Below are 17,424 nucleotides of genomic sequence, written 5' to 3' on the forward strand. Positions count from 1 at the left end.
TTTGGCCGGCACAGGCGATTACGTTGCTTAGAGAGTTTTCTCCCCACATATCGTGACCAGTTGCGATTCGGGCTCGTTGCCCAAGACGTGGGGGTTGCACTCAGAGACGCACGGCGTTCGGTCACCAGTTGGTGCCGACGCCACACCATCGGTGGTGACGGGGCGGTGGCAGCCGTCCGTCGCGGACAGCGGCAGGGCGAGCCGGGAATGCTCAGCCGCGAACAGGAACTCGAACTGATCGACGCGCTGCGGGGCGTCCACCCGGACGAGTTCGGCCTGGACGAGGAGCTGTGGACGAGGCAGAGCCTCACCACGCTCATCCAGCGGCGCTTCGACCTCCCGCTGGACGCTGGCGCCGTCGGGGCGTACCTGCGGGCCTGGGGGTTGGGGCCCCGCGAGCCGCGCGAGCGCGCCTGCGGGCTCTGCGTCAGCGCGGTGGAGCGGTGGGTTCGCAGCGAGTACCCGGCGATCACCCGGGCCGCCCAGGAGCACCTCTCGGAGGTCTACTGGATCGGTCGGGTCCGACTGCGCGGCACCATGCCGGCAGCAGATGTGATCTCGGCGGTCTCGTCCCGCGGTCGGGTGCGCTTCATGATCACCACGCCGACGGTGGACCCGCCACTCCCCCGCGACTTCGTGCTGCGGCTCAGCGGCGAGGAGGAGCGCACCGTGCACCTGATCGTGGACGGGTCCTGGCCGCGCAACGAGTGGCCGCGTCGTCTCCCGCGTCGGATCGTCCTGCACCCGCTGCCCAGTTGCGGCCGGGCGGTAGCGGCCTGACCGGCGGGGCGGTAGCGGCAACAGCCCGACACCGCGCGGAACGACAGCAACACCGGCCACCGCGCGGATCAACCACGAGCCCGACCACCGGGCGAAGCGGCAGCAGGCCGGTCGCTGGGTGGGCCGGTCGCCGACACGATCGGCCCACCCGATACCGATTCGGCGTACGGAGGGGAGGTTTGCTAGTCTTCTCCAGTCGCTGAGCCCCCGTAGCTCAGGGGATAGAGCACCGCCCTCCGGAGGCGGGGGCGCAGGTTCGAATCCTGCCGGGGGCACCTCACAGAACTGCCAACGAGCAGCGTGGCCGGCCGATCACTGATCGCAGAGGCCGGTTTCGCGTTCGAATAGATGTTCGAGGATGCCCCCAGCCGAGCGGCTGGGGGCATCCTCGCGTTGGCTCGATGTACGGGCGCGGAACGCGCCGGGATCGCTGCCACATGGTGACTGGCGGTACGACCGCAGCCCAGCCAGGCTTGGTCAAATGACCGGAGGGATCGCTCCTGTCGCGGCTGCCCACCGTAACTTGGTGTGGCTCTCATCCGGCCGGCGTCCTGCCTGATGTCGGCACGCTGAAGTGGCCCCGGTGTCAGCGGCCTCACCGATCAGAATTCTTCCGCCACGTCGTCGGTTCTGGTAGCCCCCTCGCACCGGTGGAAGGATTGGTGACCATGACCGACGCTAGACCGCTGGGCACTGACGAGGCCTCGTTCATCGCGGTGGTTCGCTCAGGCGATACGGCGCGGTTTGCGCTCATCACGGAACGCCACCGGCGTGAGCTGCAGGTGCACTGCTACCGGATGCTTGCGAACTACGAGGACGCCCAGGACATGACGCAGGAGACGTTCCTGCGAGCGTGGGACAAGCGGGAGTCGTTCAAGGGCCACGCTGCGCTGCGGACCTGGCTGTACCGAATCGCGACGAACGCCTGCCTTGACTTCCTGGAGAAGCGCAATGACCGCACACCCGTACCGTCCGGGCTGTCGGACTCCAGCTCCGAGGTGCTGTACCTGCAGCCGTACCCCGACCGGATGCTCCCCGAGGACCCGCAGGAATCGGTGGTGGCGCGGGAGACGATCGAGCTGGCGTTCATCGTCGCCGTCCAGCACCTGCCGCCGCGGCAGCGGGCGGTGTTCATCCTGCGCGACGTCGTCGGCTGGCCGGCGTCGAAGGCCGCCGACGCCCTCGATCTGACCATCGCATCGGTGACCAGCGCGCTGCAGCGGGCGCGCGTGACGATGCGCGAGCAGCTGCGCGACCGTCGTCTCGACTGGCGGAGGCCCGGCGCCCACGAGCTGTCGAATGGCGAGCGCGGCGTGGTGAAGTCGTACATCGACGCCCATGAGCGCAACGACCTCGACGGGCTGATGTCCCTGCTGCGCGACGACCTGCGCTTCGTGATGCTGCCCGAGGCGGGCACCTCGGTCATCACGGCCAAGGACGCGGTGGACGGCTGGGTCTCCGGTGGGCTCTTCCAGCCCGGCTACGACGACTGGCACTGTATCGCCACGACGGTCAACCGCATGCCCGCCGCCGCGCTATACCTCCGCACCCCTGACGACCCGGAGTACCGGTTGTTCACCATCGCGGTCCTGCACATCGTCGACGGGAAGATCGCCGAGCTCACCGGATTCGACGCCACCGACAAACCATGGCTGGACATGCCCCCGACACTGTGATCGGGCAATTCCCCGTCGTCGACGAGGTCCAGCGCCACGGCCGGCGTCAGGCGAACACCACCGCCCCGCCGGCGTTGCCGGCGGGGCATCGTGATGCCCGAAGAACGTCAGGAAGGATGTCGACCCGGCCTCACGAACCGAGCAACTGGCCCGTGCTCATCGCCTCGTCTCGTATCGGGTCAGCACCACGCCGCCGGGAAACGTCCGCGCCTCCACCAGGTTCAGGTTCACCCAGCTGTCCAGGTCCGTGAAGAACGGCGTGCCGCCGCCCACCAGGACCGGGTATGTGACCAGCACGTACTCGTCGATCAGCCCGGCCCGCATGGCCGCCCCGGCGAGCGTCGCGCCGACGATGTCCATCGGGCCGCCGGTCTCCGCCTTGAGCCGGGTGATCTCGGCGACCGCGTCGCCGGTGACCAGACGGGTGTTCCAGTCGACCTTGTCGATCGTCGAGGAGAACACCACCTTCGGCATGTCCCGCCAGCGGCCGGCGAACTCGATCTCCGCCGGGGTGGCGCCGGGCCGCTGGTCGGCGGTCGGCCAGTGGGAACTCATCGCCTCCCACAGCTTGCGCCCATACAGCGCCAGGCCCGTCGCCCCCACCCGGTCGGACCACCACTGGAACAGCTCGTCGCTCGACGACGAGTCCGGTCCCTCACCCCCACTCCAGCCGAGGTCGTCGCCGGGCGCGGCGATGTAGCCGTCCAGGGTCACGTTCATGCCGAAGGTCAGTTTCCGCATCATGCCAGCCTCTCGTAAGTCGATCTCATACGTACAGACGGGCGCTGCGCGAGAACCTCATCGGTGCGCGCTGCTGGCCGGGGGCACCAGGAAAACCCTCACCGGGCGCAGGACCATGTTGGCTCCCCGCGCCCGGCTTTTGCATCCGCTGCCAGACAAGATCAAGAATGTCGTCATGCTGTTTCTCGGATTGCTCCTCGCCGCGCTGGTCGGAGCCGTCATCGCGACGGTCCTCACCGTTCGTGGGCTGCGCGCGGTGTTCCGGAGGTCGGGGCGGCTGCGGGCCGCAGCGCTCCTCGTCGGTGCGGGGACCGTCGCCGTGTACACGTGGGGTCTGCTCAACCTCGGCTACGCGGTGATGCGGGCGGAGGACGGCGGTGCCGGCTCCTTCCCGATCGAACCCTGCCGGGAGGTCGGGCCGCAGGTGGCAAGCATGGTCGACGGGTACGACGTCAGCTTCCTTCCGCTCCACTTCGAGTGCCACCTCAGCGGCGGCGGGTCGTACGTCACCTCGTCGGTGCCCGGGTACGTCACCCCGACCACGATCGCCCTCGGGTTGATTGCCGTTACCTGCGGAGCCCTCGCGACCAGGACGGCAGAGCGAACCCGACCGCCAGCCGCCTGAACCGGAGGCCGTCAGCCGCCGACGTACGTCGCCAGGTGCTCGCCGGTCAGGGTGGATCGGCCGGCGACGAGGTCGGCGGGGGTGCCCTCGAAGACGATCCGACCACCGTCGTGACCGGCACCCGGGCCGAGGTCGATGATCCAGTCGGCGTGTGCCATGACCGCCTGGTGGTGCTCGATGACGATCACCGACTTTCCGGAGTCGACGAGGCGGTCGAGCAGGCCGAGCAACTGCTCGACGTCGGCCAGGTGCAGACCGGTGGTCGGCTCGTCGAGAACGTAGATGCCGCCCTTCTCGGCCATGTGGGTGGCCAGCTTGAGTCGTTGCCGCTCGCCGCCGGAGAGGGTGGTGAGCGGTTGACCCAGGCTGAGGTAGCCGAGCCCGACGTCGGCGAGTCGGTCGAGGATGGCGTGTGCGGCCGGCGTACGGGCCTCGCCGGCGCCGAAGAACTTCTCCGCCTCCGTCACGGACATCGCGAGCACCTCGCTGATGTCGCGACCGCCGAGCCGGTATTCCAGCACCGACGCCTGGAACCGCTTTCCTTCGCAGTCCTCGCAGGGGGCGGCGACACCGGCCATCATCCCCAGGTCGGTGTAGATGACACCGGCGCCGTTGCAACTCGGGCAGGCACCCTCGGAGTTGGCGCTGAACAGTGCCGGCTTCACACCGTTGGCCTTCGCGAACGCCTTGCGGATCGGGTCCAGCAACCCGGTGTACGTGGCCGGGTTGCTCCGCCGCGAGCCACGGATCGCGCCCTGGTCGATCGACACCACGCCCGCGCCGGGGGGAATCGACGCGTGCACCAGGGAACTCTTGCCGGAGCCGGCGACACCGGTCACGACGACGAGCACGCCGAGCGGCACGTCGACGTCGACGTCCCGGAGGTTGTTGGCCGTCGCGCCGCGGATCTCCAGCTTGCCGGTGGGTGTGCGTACCTGTTCCTTGAGGGCTGCCCGGTCGTCGAGGTGGCGGCCGGTGATGGTGCCGCTGGCGCGTAGGCCGTCCAGGCTGCCCTCGTAGCAGACGGTGCCACCGTCGGTGCCGGCGCCGGGCCCGAGGTCGACGACGTGGTCGGCGATGGCGATGGCCTCCGGCTTGTGCTCCACGACCAGCACGGTGTTGCCCTTGTCGCGTAGCTGGAGCAGCAGCTCGTTCATCCGCTGGATGTCGTGCGGGTGCAGCCCGATCGTCGGCTCGTCGAAGACGTAGGTGACGTCGGTGAGCGACGAACCGAGGTGGCGGATCATCTTGGTGCGCTGCGCCTCACCGCCGGAGAGGGTGCCCGACGGTCGATCGAGCGACAGGTAGCCCAGCCCGATCTCCTCGAACGAGTCGAGGAGGTGTTGCAGGCCGGCCAGCAACGGGGCCACCGACGGCTCTTTGATCCCGCGCACCCAGGCCGCCAGGTCGCTGATCTGCATCGCGCACGCGTCGGCGATGTTCTTCCCCTTGATCTTCGACGACCGGGCCTCCTTGCTGAGCCGGGTGCCGGCACATTCGGGGCAGGTCGTGAAGGTCACCGCCCGCTCCACGAAGGCGCGGATGTGCGGCTGCAAGGCGTCGATGTCCTTGGAGAGGAAGGACTTCTGGATCGACGGGATGAGGCCCGCGTACGTCAGGTTGATGCCATCGATTTTGATCTTGGTTGGCTCGCGGTGGAGCAGGTCGTGCTGCTCCCGCTTGGTGAACTTGCCGATCGGCTTGTCCGGGTCGAAGTAGCCGCAGCCACGGAAGATCCGGCCGTACCAGCCCTCCATGCTGTAGCCCGGGATCGTGATCGCGCCCTCGTTGAGCGAGAGGCTGTCGTCGTACAGCGCGGACAGGTCGATGTCGGTGACCGCGCCCATGCCCTCGCACCGCGGGCACATGCCGCCGAGACGGGTGAAGGTCGCCTTCTCGGTCTTCGTCTTGCCAGCGCCACGGTCGACGGTGATCGCGCCGGTCGCCTTCACCGAGGGGACGTTGAAGGAGTACGCGTTGGGCGAGCCGATCTGCGGCTGCCCGAGCCGGCTGAACAGAATGCGCAACATCGCGTTGGCGTCGGTGGCGGTGCCGACGGTGGACCGGGAGTTGGCCCCCATCCGCTCCTGGTCCACGATGATCGCGGTGGTCAGACCGTCCAGCAGGTCGACCTCGGGCCGCGCCAGTGTCGGCATGAAGCCCTGCACGAACGCGCTGTACGTCTCGTTGATCATCCGCTGCGACTCGGCGGCGATGGTGCCGAACACCAGCGAGCTCTTGCCGGAGCCGGAGACACCCGTGAACACCGTCAGCCGCCGCTTCGGGATCTCGACGCTGACGTCCCTGAGGTTGTTGACCCGCGCGCCCTGCACACGGATCAGATCGTGGCTGTCGGCAACGTGCGGCGCGGACGGCTGGGGGGCCGTGCTCATCGTGTCTCCATCTGTCGGGCCGGACGACTCAGCGCGCTTCCTGGATGCGGATCATATTGCCCGCAGGGTCCCGGAAGGCGCAGTCGCGTACGCCGTACGGCTGCTCGGTCGGCTCCTGGACGACCTCGGCGTCGCTGGACTCCAGCTTCGCGAACGTGGCGTCCAGGTCGGGGGTGGCCAGGTTGACACCGAAGTAGCTGCCCTTGGCCATGAGTTCGAGGATGGTCTGCCGCTCGGCGTCGGTGATGCCCGGGTTGGCGGTCGGCGGGTGCAGGACGATGGCCGTGCTGGGCTGGCCCACCGGCCCGACCGTGATCCAGCGCATCCCCTCGTAACCGACGTCGAGGCGGACCTCGAAGCCGAGGATGTCGCGGTAGAAGGCCAGGGAGGCGTCCGGATCGGTGTGCGGGAGGAAGCTGGAATGAATGGTGATGTCCATGGCGATCACGCTAGTTGCGGGGCAGTGACCCGCGCTTCTCGATTCCTGACCGGTCTGGTCACCTGCTTCGCCACGCACGACGGCATCCCCGCGGTCGCCTGCGCCGCCTGACGCCGGTAGACGCTGGGCGGCACCCCGACCAACTCGGTGAAGCGGGTGCTGAAGGTGCCCAACGACGAACAGCCGACCGTGAAACAGACGTCGGTGACGCTCAGGTCGCCACGACGCAGCAGCGCCATCGCCCGCTCGATGCGCCGTGTCATGAGGTAGCTGTACGGAGATTCGCCGTAGGCGAGCCGGAACTCACGGCTGAGGTGCCCCGCCGACATGTGGGCGCCACGGGCGAGCGCCTCGACGTCCAGCGGAGACGCGTACTCCCGGTCGATCCGGTCCCGGACCCGGCGCAGCCGGGCCAGGTCGGCGAGGCGCTGGGTCGCGTCGGCTTTGCTGCTCACCTGGGAAATCGTGCCACAACCCACCGACAATCTGCCGCTCGCCGGGCGCGAGCGGGGGCCGACGAGCCTGGTCAGCCGGCCTCGCGGCGGGCACGGGCGCGGCGCTTCCCCTCGTGCATGGCCTGCACCCGGGCCACCGGGATGGTCCGGCCCTCGGCGACCAGGTCGGCGGGGAGTGACTGCGGGGCCGGCATCAGCGCGGCCCACGGGTCGGCGCCGGCGAGCAGCGTCGGCGCGGTCCGGATGGTGAAGTCGGCGGGGGTCACCTCGGTCAGGTCGGACCAGTCGACCGGGAACGAGACCGGCATCCCGGGGCGCAGCCGGGGGCTGTACGCGGCGGCCACCGTCGCCCCGCCCGCGCGGGTGGCGTCGACGAAGACCCGGCCGCCCCGGTCCTCCTTGATGTAGGCCGTGGTGGCCAGCGTCGGGTCGAGCCGCTCGGCGCGGACGGCGAGCGCTCGGGTGGCGGCGGCCAGCTCCTCCGCCGTGGGTCCGTCGGCCACCGGGACGAAGACGTGCACCCCCTTGGCCCCGCTGGTCTTGACCGCACCGGCCAGGCCGGCGTCGGCGAGCGCCTGCCGGACCAGCAGGGCCGCGCCGACCGCCGCACGGAACCCGTCGCCCTCCGGCGGGTCCAGGTCGAGCACCAGATGGGTCGGACGGTGCAGGTCCTCGGCGGTGGCCAGTGTCGGGTGGTACTCCACCGCCCGCTGGTTGGCGAACCAGAGCAGGGTGCGCCGGTCGTCGCAGAGGGCGTACGAGATCTCCCGGTGCGACGCCTCCGCCCAGACCGCTGCCCGGCGCACCCAGTCCGGGGTGTAGCGGGGCAGGTTCTTCTGCATGAACGGTGGCTGGCCGGGGCGGACCCGGATCACCGACAGCGGCCGGCCCCGCAGGTGCGGGACGATGCGGTCGTGCACCGCGTCGAGGTAGTCGACCAGGTCACGCTTCGTCGCGTCGTCGCGGTCGGACAGCGGCTGGTCCAGATTGGTCAGGGCCACGCCGTCCCGGGTCTCGTCAGCCTCGCTCACCCGACCACCCTCCCGGCCCCGGTGCCGTCGGTCAACCGGACCTGCCGATCGATGTCGGTGCTCGTCGCGGCCGGGCCCGACGGCTCGGCGGCCGGCGACGACCCGGCCGAGCGCCGGGGCAGTGTCGTCACCGCCACCAGCAGCGCGGCGACCACCAGCCCGGCGGCCACGGCGAACGCGGTCCGGTAGCCGCCGGCGAGCGCGGCGGTATCGGCCCAGCCGGCGGCCCGTAGGGCATCGCTGCGACTGGCCGCCAGCGTGGCCAGCAGGGCCAGGCCGACCGCGCCGCCGACCTGCTGGGTGGTGTTGGCGAGGCCGGAGGCGAGCCCGGCGTCCGTATCGGTCGCGCCGGCCATGGCCAGGGTGGTGACCGCCGGCAGGGTCAGGCCGCCCGCCAAACCGAAGATCAACATCGCGGGGAGTACGTCCACCGCGTAGGAGCCGTCGGCGGGGAGCCGGGCGAGCAGTAGGAAACCGACGGTCGCCAGGCCGAGCCCGGTCAGGAGCACCGCCCGGGCACCCCAGCGGGCGATCAGCCGGCCGGCCATGCCGAGCGACACCACCGCGATCATCACCGGGGTGGGCAGGAAGGCCCAGCCGGTGGCCGACGCGTCCAGCCCGAGCACCACCTGCAGCTCCACGGCGAGCAGGAACTGGAAACCGAAGTACGCGGAGACCATGAGGAACTGCACCGCGTTCGCCGCCACCAGACCCGGGACGCGCAGCACCCGGGGCGGCAGCAGTGGAATGGCCGCCACCCGCTGGCGTGCGGCGAATCCGCCGAGCAGCAGCGCCGCGAGCACTGCGGTAGCGAGGGTGCGGGCGCCGGTCCAGCCGTGCTCGGCGGTGCCCACGATGCCCAGTACGGCGGCCATCAGGCCGGCGGTGGCGAGCAGCGCGCCGGGCACGTCCAGGCCGGCCCGCAGGCCGATGCCCCGTTCGGCGGGGAGCCGGCGGACGGCGGCGAGCAGGATGACCGCCCCGATCGGCACGTTGACCAGGAAGATCGACCGCCAGCCCGCAACGTCGGTGAGCACCCCACCGGCGACCGTGCCGACCGACGCGCCGGCCGCGCCGGTGAAGCTGAACACGGCGATGGCCCGGGCCCGCTCGGCCGGCTCGGGATAGAGCCGGACGATCATGCCGAGGCTGACCGCCATGGCCAGGGCGCCACCGACGCCCTGCCCGAAGCGCGCGCCGACCAGCAGGGCCGGCCCGCTGGCGACCGCGCACGCGAGCGAGGACAGGGTGAACAGCGCGACGCCGGCCAGGAAGACCGTCCGCCGGCCGAGCAGGTCGCCGAGGCGTCCGGCGAGCAGCAGCAGCCCGCCGAACGCGACCAGGTAGGCGTTGACCACCCAGGCCAGGCCGGCAGCGGTGAAACCCAGGTCCCGTTGTACGGCGGGCAGCGCCACCGCGACGACGGTGCCATCCAGAATGATCATCAGACTGCCGGCGCAGAGAACCAGCAGGGCCGGCCAGCGGGATGGGACGACACGCTCCACGACGCTCCTCCTTGGTGCACGGTTTGTTACCGAGGTCATCGTCTGTGACCATGAGCCGGAGCGGAAGGAGGCACTGTTGTGTCCCAGAGGAACAGCGATGTGTCCGCGCAGGTCGAGGCCGAGTTGACCTGCGCGGCCGAGAACGTGCCGTTCACCCCGGGCCAGGCCCGCGCGTGCACCGTCCGCGAGGTGCTCGACCGGGTCGGCGGCAAGTGGAGCATCAGCATCCTGGTGTCCGCCTCGCACGGCCCGGTGCGCTTCACCGAGCTGGAGCGCAACGTCGAGGGGATCAGTCGGCGGATGCTCACGCTGACGCTGCGCAACCTGGAACGGGACGGCCTGCTCCACCGCACGGTCTATCCGACCGTCCCGCCCAAGGTCGAGTACACGGCGACCCCGATGGCACTGGAGCTCTACGAGTCGTTGGTGGCACTCACGAGCTGGGCCGAGCGGCACCGCCGGGCCATCGCCGAGGCGCGGACCAGGTACGACGCCGAGCACGCCGGATAAACCCGACCGCTGTGTGGTGAACGCCACCGCTTTCCTCTGACCGATCGGTCAGGGTCTGACCGATCGGTCAGGCATGCTGGTTTGCGGGAGGTGGACCGACCATGGTCAGAGCGGTGTCCGACACGCACGGTGAGATTCTCGCTGCGGCGGCGCGGCGGTTCGCGGTGACCGGCTACCGGGGCACCTCGCTGCAGGACATCGCCCGTGAGGTCGGCTGTTCCAAGGCCACCGTGCTCTACCACTTCGCCAACAAGGAAGCCCTGCTCGCCGAGCTGATGGCCCCAGCGATCGGGGTGCTGCGGGACCTCGACGACCAGCTCACCGGCCTGACCGGAGCGGCCGCGCAGGAGGTCGCCGCACAGGGCTTCGTCGACCTCGCGGTCCGGTTCCGGCGCGAGATCGCGGTACTCCGCGGCGAATTCCCGGAACTGCTGTGCCAGCCGGCCTTCGCGCACATCCAGCAGATCTCCGACCGACTGCGGGACGCGTTGGCCGGTCACTCCGACCGGCCGGGTGCCCGGATCGCCGCGTTGGTGCTGCTCGCCGGCATCTCCGAGGCGTGCGCCGAGTTCGTGGACATCCCCGACGACGAACTACGCCCCGCCCTGCTCACTCTCGTCCGGCGGGCCGTCGAGCCCGTCGCCGTTCCCCTGCCCCAACCACCCACGACCGAGGACAAGGACTCCTGATGGCCACCCTGCTCTACCGGCTCGGCCGGGGCGCGTTGCGCCGGCGACGGCTCGTCGTCGCGCTCTGGCTCGTCGTACTCGTCGTCGCCGGCCTGGCCGCGGCGACCCTGCGCGGCCCGACGGCGAGCAACTTCACCATGCCCGGCACCGAGAGCCAACGCGCGCTCGACCTGCTCGCGGAGCAGTTCCCCGCGGCCAGCGGCGCCACCGGCACCATCACGGTCAAGGCACCGGCCGACGGCCAACTGGCCACCCCGCAGGGCCAGGCCGTGGTGCGGGAGTTGGTCCAGCAGGCCTCCACACTGCCCGGCGTGGTCGGCGCCGTCGACCCGTTCCAGGTCGGCGCCGTCACACCCAACGGCCGGTACGCGCTGGTCCAGGTCCAGTTCGCGTCCGGCGGGGACGACGTGACCGACGCCCAGCGCACCGCGTACGAGCAGGTGGGCTCGGCGGCGAAGGCACAGGGTTGGCAGGTCGCCCCGGGCGGCGAGGTGCTCGGCGGCGAGCCGGAGATCGGCTCAACCGAGGCGCTCGGCGTACTGGTCGCCGCGATCGTCCTGATCATCACGTTCGGTTCCCTGGTCGCCGCCGGCATGACCATGCTCAACGCGCTGATCGGCGTGGGCGTCGGGATGGCCGGTCTGTTCGCGCTCAGCGGCGCGATCCAACTGACCAGCACCGCCCCGATCCTGGCGCTGATGCTCGGCCTCGCGGTCGGCATCGACTACTCGCTGTTCATCACCTCCCGGCACCGACAGAACCTGCTCGACGGCCTGTCCCCCGAGGAGGCGGTCGGCCGTGCCGTGGGCACCGCCGGTTCCGCAGTGGTCTTCGCCGGTGCCACAGTCGTCATCGCGCTGGCCGGGCTCGCCGTGGTGAACATCCCGTTCCTCACCGTGATGGGTCTCGCCGCCGCCGGCACGGTCACCGTCGCGGTACTCGTCGCGATCACCCTCCAGCCGGCACTGCTCGGCTTCGCCGGACGCCGGGTGCTCCCCCGCCGGCTGCGCGCCGTTCCCACCGCCGACGGCACCGCCGCCGACGAGGACGACACGGACGTCACCGACCGGCCGGCAGCGGAGACGACCACTCCCGAAGATCGCAACCGGTTCGGCTTCCGCTGGGCGCGGATGGTCACCCGGTTCCGCGTACCCGTCATCCTGGTCGGTCTGCTCGGCCTGGGCCTGCTCGCGCTGCCCACGCCGGACATGCGGCTGGCGCTACCGGGCGCCGCGACGGCCGCCGTCGGCTCACCCGCCCGGGTGGCGAACGACCTGACCGTCGAGGGCTTCGGAGCGGGCTTCACCGGCCGACTCGCGGTGGTGGTCGCCGGTGACACACCGCAGGCCACCTCGGCCGCCGTGCCGCAGGTGACCGCGTTGCTGCAGCGCACCGAGAACGTCCTCGCGGTGTCCCCGCCGCAGCTCAGCCCGGACGGTCGGACCGCGCTGCTCGGCGTGGTGCCGAAGACCGGCCCGACCGACGAGGCCACCGAGACCCTGGTGCATGACATCCGCGACTCGGTGAGCGGGATCCGTGACGCGGACGTACTGCTCACCGGCGTCACGGCGATCGGCATCGACGTCTCCGAGAAGCTCTCCGACGCGCTGCCGGTCTACCTGTTGCTGGTGGTCGGGCTCTCGGTGCTGCTGCTGATGCTGGTGTTCCGCTCGCTGCTGGTGCCGGTCAAGGCCGCGCTGGGCTTCCTGCTCACCGTCGCCGCCACGTTCGGCATCACGGTGGCGGTCTTCCAGCAGGGACACCTCGCCGACCTGGTCGGCCTGGACACGCCGGGCCCTCTGATCAGCTTCCTGCCGATCCTGCTCATCGGCATCCTGTTCGGGCTCGCGATGGACTACGAGGTCTTCCTGGTGTCCCGGATGCGGGAGGACTTCGTCCACGGTGAGTCGGCCCGCCAGGCCACCATCAGCGGCATGGGGCACGGCGCACGGGTCGTCACCGCCGCCGCGCTGATCATGATCTCGGTCTTCGGGGGCTTCGTCTTCCTGGAGGACCCGGTGATCAAGTCGATGGGCTTCGCGCTCGCCATCGGCGTCGCCATCGACGCGTTCGTGGTCCGGATGACCATCGTCCCGGCGGTGATGTCACTGCTCGGCGACCGCGCCTGGTGGCTCCCGCGCTGGCTGAACCGCGCCCTGCCGAACGTCGACATCGAGGGCGAGGGCCTGCGCGCCCAGATCGAGGACCGCGCCCCGACGCACGTCTGACCGCTCCTCGACGGAGGTGTGGTGCCCGCCGGGCGCCGCACCTCCGTCGCGTTCACGGACCCCGGTCAGACACCAGCGGGGTACGTCTCCATCTCGCCGGGGACCCCCGGGACCGGTAGCGGGTGCAGGGCGGTCGTCTCGTCGCACCAGATGAAGGCGTCGTAACGGTCACCCAGGCGGGTCGGCACGTAGTTGCCCCAGGACTCGAACGACGGGTCGTAGACGACTCCGATCGCCCGATGGTCCGTGGTGTCGGTGACCCAGCCGGGCTGGTCGTCGCCACCGAAGATCAGGACCGCCTGCTCCGGCATCAGCTCGTGCAACCGCCGCTCGATCGACCCCTCCCGGGCCGGAGGCACCACCATCGCCTCGGGCGGCGAACCCCAGCGGGGAGCGGCGATCACCGTGCCCCGGTAACTACCGAAGCCGATCAGGGCCACCGCGTCCTCGCCGTGCCGTTCCCGGGCCAACTGGCCGATGTTGACCATCCCGTCGGCGGCCATGTCGGTGGCCCGGGCATCCCCGACGTGTGTGTTGTGCGCCCAGACGATCCCCCGGGCGTCCGGTCCGTACCGGTCCAGCAGCCGGTCCAGGGTGTCCTGCATGTGGGTGTCGCGGATGTTCCACGACTCCGGCCCGCCGGCCACCATCGCCCGGTAGTACCGCTCCGCGCCGGCCACCACCTCCGCGTTCTGCCAGGCCGAGAACCGATCCGGACCGTCGGAGAGGGCGTGCTCGCGGGTCCGGGCGAGGAGCCGGACCACCTCCTCCTCGCACCGGGCGGAGACGAACCTGGAGGCTGCGCCGTACTCCTCGACCCTCTTGCCGTACGGCTCGAAGCAGCGGTACGCGTCCTGCGCCGCCTCCAGCGACTTCGGGTCCTCCTCCCCCAGGTAGTCGAAGATCGCCTGCATCGACTCCCAGAGGCTGTACACGTCGAGCCCGTGGAACCCGGCCCGTTGATCCTCCGGCCGCTCCAGGTTCCAGGCCCGCATCCAACGGGTGAACCGGCTCACCTCGGCGTTGGCCCACATCCACGTCGGCCACCGCTCGAACTGGTCGAGCGCGAGCTGCGGTTCGAGCGCGCCACCCGGCGCGGCGGTCACCGAACGGTGCACCCGATCACAGTCCGGCCAGTCACCCTCCACGGCGACGAAGGAGAAACCGCATTCCGCGATCAACCGACGGGTGAGCTGCTCTCGCAACCGGTAGTAGTCGAAACTGCCATGGGTGGACTCGCCGATCATCACCACCCGGGCGTCCCGGACGCGCTCCAGCAACGGGTCGAAATCGCTCGGCGCGCCGAGCCGCTGAACCAGCATGCCAGCGGCTACCCGGCCGCCACTGCGACAAACCGCGAGCCGACACGCCGACCCCCACCGCCAGCCCACCCCACCACCGACCCCGCGCCACCACCGCCCCGTTCACTCGGTGATCAAGAGGTTTGCGTCACGACACGCCGTGCCACCTGACGCAAACCTCTTGATCACCGCAGGGTGGGGCGGGGGTGGGGGTGGGGGTGGGTCAGGCTGGGAGGGGAACGGTGCGGGATTCGGCGCGGGCGGTTTCGGCGGCGGCGATGATGCCGACGACCTCGCGGCCGAAGCGGACGTCGCAGCGGTGGTCCCGCGTACCGGCCCGCACCTGCTCGATCAGCTGGTCGATGGCGACGCCGAACGCCGTCGCGGCGTCGTTCTCGCCGAACGGGACGTTCTCGATGCCGTTCTCGCCGTAGAACACGAACTCCCTGGTCATCGACTCGGTCGGGGCGTCCAGGGAGAGCGAGGCGCTGCTCGTGGCACCGCCCTCGTGGGTGAGCAGCAGGTGCACCATGCCACTGGGCCCGTCCATCGCCGCCACCTGGGTGACCTGGCCCAGCACGGGAAGGAGGATGGAGAGCGCGTGCGGGGCGATGTCCCAGAGCGCGCCGTGCTCCCGGCGCCACAACGAACCGCCGTACGGGCTGCCCTCCTGGAAGATCGAGGCGAACGCGGTGGTGCGGCCGTGCTGCCAACCCCCGGCGGCAGCGGTAGCGGCGAGGAACGCGGTCACGTTCGGCTGGAAGCGCTGGGTGAAGAAGACGACCGAGGCGACCCCGGACTGCTCGGCGGCGGCCACCACCCGGTCGGCGTCTGCCACGCTGAGCGCCAGCGGCTTGTCCAACAGCAGGTGCCGTCCGGCGGAGGCGGCCCGCACCGCGATGTCGGCCTGGACGTCCGGCGGCAGCGCGACGGCGACCGCCTCGCACTGCTCGACCAGCGCGTCGACATCGGCGAAGGCGGGCACCCCGTACCGTTCGGCCAGCGCGGCGGCGCGCTCCGGGTTACGCCCCCACACCCCGACCAACTCCGCGTCCGGGTGTGCGTGCAACGCCTTCCCGTGCGTCTCGATCGCCCAGTGACCGGTGCCGAACAAGCCGAACCGCAGCACGTGTACCTCCGCTTTTCCCGCCGCCGTGACGACGCCACGGACGTGATCCACGCTAGTCGCCCCACCAGGGGCATCGGCGGCGGGTCGACCAACCGGAGCAGCTCACGTCCTGTGCCACCCGGCGTGGCCGTGTTCCGGTCGGTGCCTGTCGCCCCGCCGGCCGCCCACGTCCGGCGGCGCGGCAGCGGCAGCGGCAGCGGCAGCGGCAGCGGCAGCGAGGCAGGGTCAACCCATTACTACGACGGTTAGTAGGCTGTGCCGGTGACCGAGGCAACGACCGGGTGGGCCCGGTGACCGGCGTGGGCGTCGACTCACCGGTGGACGGGATCGTCGCGACGGTGTCGATCGTGCTGTCGCTGCTCGTCGCGGCGTGGGCGCTGGTGGTGGCGGTGCGTCAACGACCACCGGACCGGGTGCAGTTCGTCGGTCTGGCCGTACTCGAGGTGTCGTTGCTCGTGTTGGGCGTGCTGGCGCTCGTCGCGGTGGGCGGCGGGGACCGGCCCGGTGAGCCCGGGGCCTTCTTCGGTTACCTGGTCACGCTGGTCTGCCTGCCGCCGCTGGCCTGGGTGCTGGCCCGGATGGAGCCGACCCGGTGGGGCTCGGCCATCGTGTGTGCGGTCTGCCTGGTGACCCCGGTGGTGGTGGTCCGGTTGCAGCAGACCTGGGAGGTGCTCGGTGGTTGAGTCCGAACCGGCTCGGCGTCGCACGAACTCCGGCCCTGGCCGACTGCTGATCGCGGTCTACCTGCTCTTCGCCATCGCCGCGACGAGCCGGGCGGGTCTGCAGATCGCGACCAAGTTCGACGAGGCCCCGGTGGCGTACCTGCTGTCCGCGCTGGCCGCGCTCATCTACATCGTGGCGGCGGTGGGGCTGGCCCGGGCCGGGCACACCGGCCGACGGGTGGCGCTGGCCTGCTGCTCCGTGGAGCTGGTCGGTGTGGTCGCGGTCGGCATCCTGAGCCTGGTCGACAAGGACCTCTTCCCGGACGAGACGGTCTGGTCGCAGTTCGGCAGCGGGTACGGCTACATCCCGCTGGTGCTGCCGGTACTCGGCCTGATCTGGCTCTGGCGCACCCGCCGCGACCCCGCCTGACCCGGCGGCGAGGGCGCTCCCTGCACGAGGGAACGCCCCGGCCGAGGGTACGAGTCAGTCCCGTGGGCCGCCGGCGACGTAGATGACCTGGCCGGAGACGAATCCCGCACCCTCGCTCGTCAGGAACGAGATGGTGTGCGCGACGTCCTCCGGCCGCCCCGGACGACGCACCGGGATCTCCGCGGCGGCGTGCTTCTGGAAGTCGTCGAAGTCGACCTTCATCCGGGCGGCGGTGGCCGCGGTCATGTCGGTGACGATGAAGCCGGGTGCGACGGCGTTCACTGTCACCCCGAACGGCCCCAGCTCGATGGCGAGCGTCTTGGTGAAGCCCTGCAGGCCGGCCTTGGCGGCGGCGTAGTTCGCCTGGCCCCGGTTGCCCAGCGCGGAGGTGCTCGAGAGGTTGACGATGCGACCCCACTTGCGGTCCACCATGTGCTTCTGCGCGGCCTGGCTGAACAGGAACGCACCGCGCAGGTGCACGCCCATCACGGTGTCCCAGTCGGCGCTGGTCATCTTGAAGAGCAGGTTGTCGCGCAGCACACCGGCGTTGTTGACCAGGACGGTGGGCGCGCCCAACTCTGTGGCGATCCGCTCCACGGCCGCCTCCACCTGGTCCCGGTCGGAGACGTCGGCGCCCACGCCGAGCGACCGGCCACCGGCGGCGGCGATGGCGTCCACCGTCTCCTTCGTGGCCGCCTCCTCGATGTCGACCACGGCGACGGCCATGCCGTCGGCGGCCAGCCGCCGGGCGGTGGCCGCACCGATACCGCGTGCGGCGCCGGTGACGATGGCGACGCGGGGCTCCTCCGACATGATTACCTCCGGGTAAC

17 protein-coding genes and 1 tRNA gene are annotated in these 17,424 nt (G+C 70.8%); 9 read left to right on the forward strand and 9 right to left on the reverse strand.

Translation table 11 applies throughout. The annotated features are described in order from the left end of the window. The first annotated feature begins 87 nt into the window (after nt 1-87). The 3 genes from ABGB10_RS16195 to ABGB10_RS16205 all read left to right on the forward strand — a co-directional run bounded on the left by ABGB10_RS16195 (nt 88) and on the right by ABGB10_RS16205 (nt 2,456). Complete coding sequence (locus tag ABGB10_RS16195; protein WP_347661720.1) at nt 88-780, forward strand: winged helix-turn-helix domain-containing protein; 693 nt, start codon at nt 88-90, stop codon at nt 778-780. Between the two features lie 203 nt (nt 781-983). After that, nucleotides 984-1,055: transfer RNA gene (locus tag ABGB10_RS16200), tRNA-Arg, on the forward strand. Nucleotides 1,056-1,448: 393 nt separating this feature from the next. Continuing rightward, entirely contained in the window at nt 1,449-2,456 is a 1,008-nt protein-coding gene (locus ABGB10_RS16205; RefSeq protein ID WP_347661652.1) for an RNA polymerase subunit sigma-70, read from the forward strand. A 156-nt stretch (nt 2,457-2,612) separates the two neighbouring features. On the opposite strand, the gene ABGB10_RS16210 is transcribed toward ABGB10_RS16205, so the two are convergent. Then, nucleotides 2,613-3,197, reverse strand: a complete 585-nt coding sequence (locus ABGB10_RS16210; RefSeq protein WP_347661653.1) for a dihydrofolate reductase family protein — start codon at nt 3,195-3,197, stop codon at nt 2,613-2,615. 175 nt (nt 3,198-3,372) lie between these two features. Here ABGB10_RS16210 and ABGB10_RS16215 point away from each other — a divergent pair, with 175 nt between their 5' ends. Then, nucleotides 3,373-3,822, forward strand: coding sequence for a hypothetical protein (locus ABGB10_RS16215; RefSeq protein ID WP_347661654.1), 450 nt, complete (start codon nt 3,373-3,375; stop codon nt 3,820-3,822). 11 nt (nt 3,823-3,833) lie between these two features. Here the strand turns inward: ABGB10_RS16215 and ABGB10_RS16220 are convergent, their stop codons facing one another. The 5 genes from ABGB10_RS16220 to ABGB10_RS16240 form a co-directional block, all read right to left on the reverse strand. Beyond that, on the reverse strand, nt 3,834-6,215 hold the full coding sequence (locus ABGB10_RS16220; protein WP_347661655.1) for an excinuclease ABC subunit UvrA: 2,382 nt from the start codon (nt 6,213-6,215) through the stop codon (nt 3,834-3,836). Between the two features lie 28 nt (nt 6,216-6,243). Then, nucleotides 6,244-6,654, reverse strand: coding sequence for a VOC family protein (locus tag ABGB10_RS16225; RefSeq protein WP_347661656.1), 411 nt, complete (start codon nt 6,652-6,654; stop codon nt 6,244-6,246). Nucleotides 6,655-6,659: 5 nt separating this feature from the next. Beyond that, nucleotides 6,660-7,109, reverse strand: a complete 450-nt coding sequence (locus tag ABGB10_RS16230) for a helix-turn-helix transcriptional regulator (protein ID WP_347661657.1) — start codon at nt 7,107-7,109, stop codon at nt 6,660-6,662. Between the two features lie 71 nt (nt 7,110-7,180). Further along, nucleotides 7,181-8,140, reverse strand: coding sequence for an ATP-dependent DNA ligase (locus ABGB10_RS16235; protein ID WP_347661658.1), 960 nt, complete (start codon nt 8,138-8,140; stop codon nt 7,181-7,183). Continuing rightward, complete coding sequence (locus ABGB10_RS16240) at nt 8,137-9,645, reverse strand: MFS transporter (protein ID WP_347661659.1); 1,509 nt, start codon at nt 9,643-9,645, stop codon at nt 8,137-8,139. Before ABGB10_RS16240 ends, ABGB10_RS16235 begins: the two co-directional genes overlap by 4 nt. 123 nt (nt 9,646-9,768) lie before the next feature. Here ABGB10_RS16240 and ABGB10_RS16245 point away from each other — a divergent pair, with 123 nt between their 5' ends. The 3 genes from ABGB10_RS16245 to ABGB10_RS16255 all read left to right on the forward strand — a co-directional run bounded on the left by ABGB10_RS16245 (nt 9,769) and on the right by ABGB10_RS16255 (nt 13,072). After that, on the forward strand, nt 9,769-10,155 hold the full coding sequence (locus ABGB10_RS16245) for a helix-turn-helix domain-containing protein (RefSeq protein WP_088951986.1): 387 nt from the start codon (nt 9,769-9,771) through the stop codon (nt 10,153-10,155). A gap of 101 nt (nt 10,156-10,256) precedes the next feature. Then, entirely contained in the window at nt 10,257-10,844 is a 588-nt protein-coding gene (locus ABGB10_RS16250; RefSeq protein WP_347661660.1) for a helix-turn-helix domain-containing protein, read from the forward strand. Beyond that, the gene (locus ABGB10_RS16255; RefSeq protein ID WP_347661661.1) at nt 10,844-13,072 is read left to right on the forward strand and encodes an MMPL family transporter; all 2,229 of its coding nucleotides are present in this window, start codon (nt 10,844-10,846) and stop codon (nt 13,070-13,072) included. The genes ABGB10_RS16250 and ABGB10_RS16255 overlap by 1 nt, the downstream gene beginning before the upstream one ends. Nucleotides 13,073-13,137: 65 nt before the next feature. Here ABGB10_RS16255 and ABGB10_RS16260 read toward each other — a convergent pair whose 3' ends face one another. Together ABGB10_RS16260 and ABGB10_RS16265 are read right to left on the reverse strand one after the other, a co-directional pair. Continuing rightward, nucleotides 13,138-14,394 carry an erythromycin esterase family protein gene (locus tag ABGB10_RS16260; protein ID WP_347661662.1) on the reverse strand — a complete coding sequence of 419 codons (1,257 nt, stop codon included), beginning with the start codon at nt 14,392-14,394 and terminating at the stop codon, nt 13,138-13,140. A 202-nt stretch (nt 14,395-14,596) separates the two neighbouring features. Next, nucleotides 14,597-15,502, reverse strand: coding sequence for a Gfo/Idh/MocA family oxidoreductase (locus ABGB10_RS16265; protein WP_347661663.1), 906 nt, complete (start codon nt 15,500-15,502; stop codon nt 14,597-14,599). A gap of 290 nt (nt 15,503-15,792) precedes the next feature. Here ABGB10_RS16265 and ABGB10_RS16270 point away from each other — a divergent pair, with 290 nt between their 5' ends. Together ABGB10_RS16270 and ABGB10_RS16275 are read left to right on the forward strand one after the other, a co-directional pair. Further along, complete coding sequence (locus tag ABGB10_RS16270) at nt 15,793-16,185, forward strand: hypothetical protein (RefSeq protein WP_347661664.1); 393 nt, start codon at nt 15,793-15,795, stop codon at nt 16,183-16,185. Further along, nucleotides 16,178-16,594, forward strand: coding sequence for a hypothetical protein (locus ABGB10_RS16275; protein WP_347661665.1), 417 nt, complete (start codon nt 16,178-16,180; stop codon nt 16,592-16,594). The genes ABGB10_RS16270 and ABGB10_RS16275 overlap by 8 nt, the downstream gene beginning before the upstream one ends. 54 nt (nt 16,595-16,648) lie before the next feature. On the opposite strand, the gene fabG is transcribed toward ABGB10_RS16275, so the two are convergent. Continuing rightward, nucleotides 16,649-17,407 (reverse strand): 3-oxoacyl-ACP reductase FabG, encoded by a 759-nt coding sequence (gene fabG / locus ABGB10_RS16280; protein WP_347661666.1) that lies wholly within the window; start codon nt 17,405-17,407, stop codon nt 16,649-16,651. Nucleotides 17,408-17,424 lie beyond the last annotated feature (17 nt).

The organism is Micromonospora sp. B9E7 (assembly GCF_039871815.1).
Classification (GTDB): domain Bacteria; phylum Actinomycetota; class Actinomycetes; order Mycobacteriales; family Micromonosporaceae; genus Micromonospora.

Bases quoted from the DNA above. Each gene is read 5' to 3' on its own strand.
- ABGB10_RS16205 (WP_347661652.1), top strand. From the start codon at position 1,449: ATGACCGACGCTAGACCGCTGGGCACTGACGAGGCCTCGTTCATCGCG.
- ABGB10_RS16210 (WP_347661653.1), bottom strand. From the start codon at position 3,197: ATGCGGAAACTGACCTTCGGCATGAACGTGACCCTGGACGGCTACATC.
- ABGB10_RS16215 (WP_347661654.1), top strand. From the start codon at position 3,373: ATGCTGTTTCTCGGATTGCTCCTCGCCGCGCTGGTCGGAGCCGTCATC.
- ABGB10_RS16220 (WP_347661655.1), bottom strand. From the start codon at position 6,215: ATGAGCACGGCCCCCCAGCCGTCCGCGCCGCACGTTGCCGACAGCCAC.
- ABGB10_RS16225 (WP_347661656.1), bottom strand. From the start codon at position 6,654: ATGGACATCACCATTCATTCCAGCTTCCTCCCGCACACCGATCCGGAC.
- ABGB10_RS16250 (WP_347661660.1), top strand. From the start codon at position 10,257: ATGGTCAGAGCGGTGTCCGACACGCACGGTGAGATTCTCGCTGCGGCG.
- ABGB10_RS16255 (WP_347661661.1), top strand. From the start codon at position 10,844: ATGGCCACCCTGCTCTACCGGCTCGGCCGGGGCGCGTTGCGCCGGCGA.
- ABGB10_RS16260 (WP_347661662.1), bottom strand. From the start codon at position 14,394: ATGCTGGTTCAGCGGCTCGGCGCGCCGAGCGATTTCGACCCGTTGCTG.
- fabG (WP_347661666.1), bottom strand. From the start codon at position 17,407: ATGTCGGAGGAGCCCCGCGTCGCCATCGTCACCGGCGCCGCACGCGGT.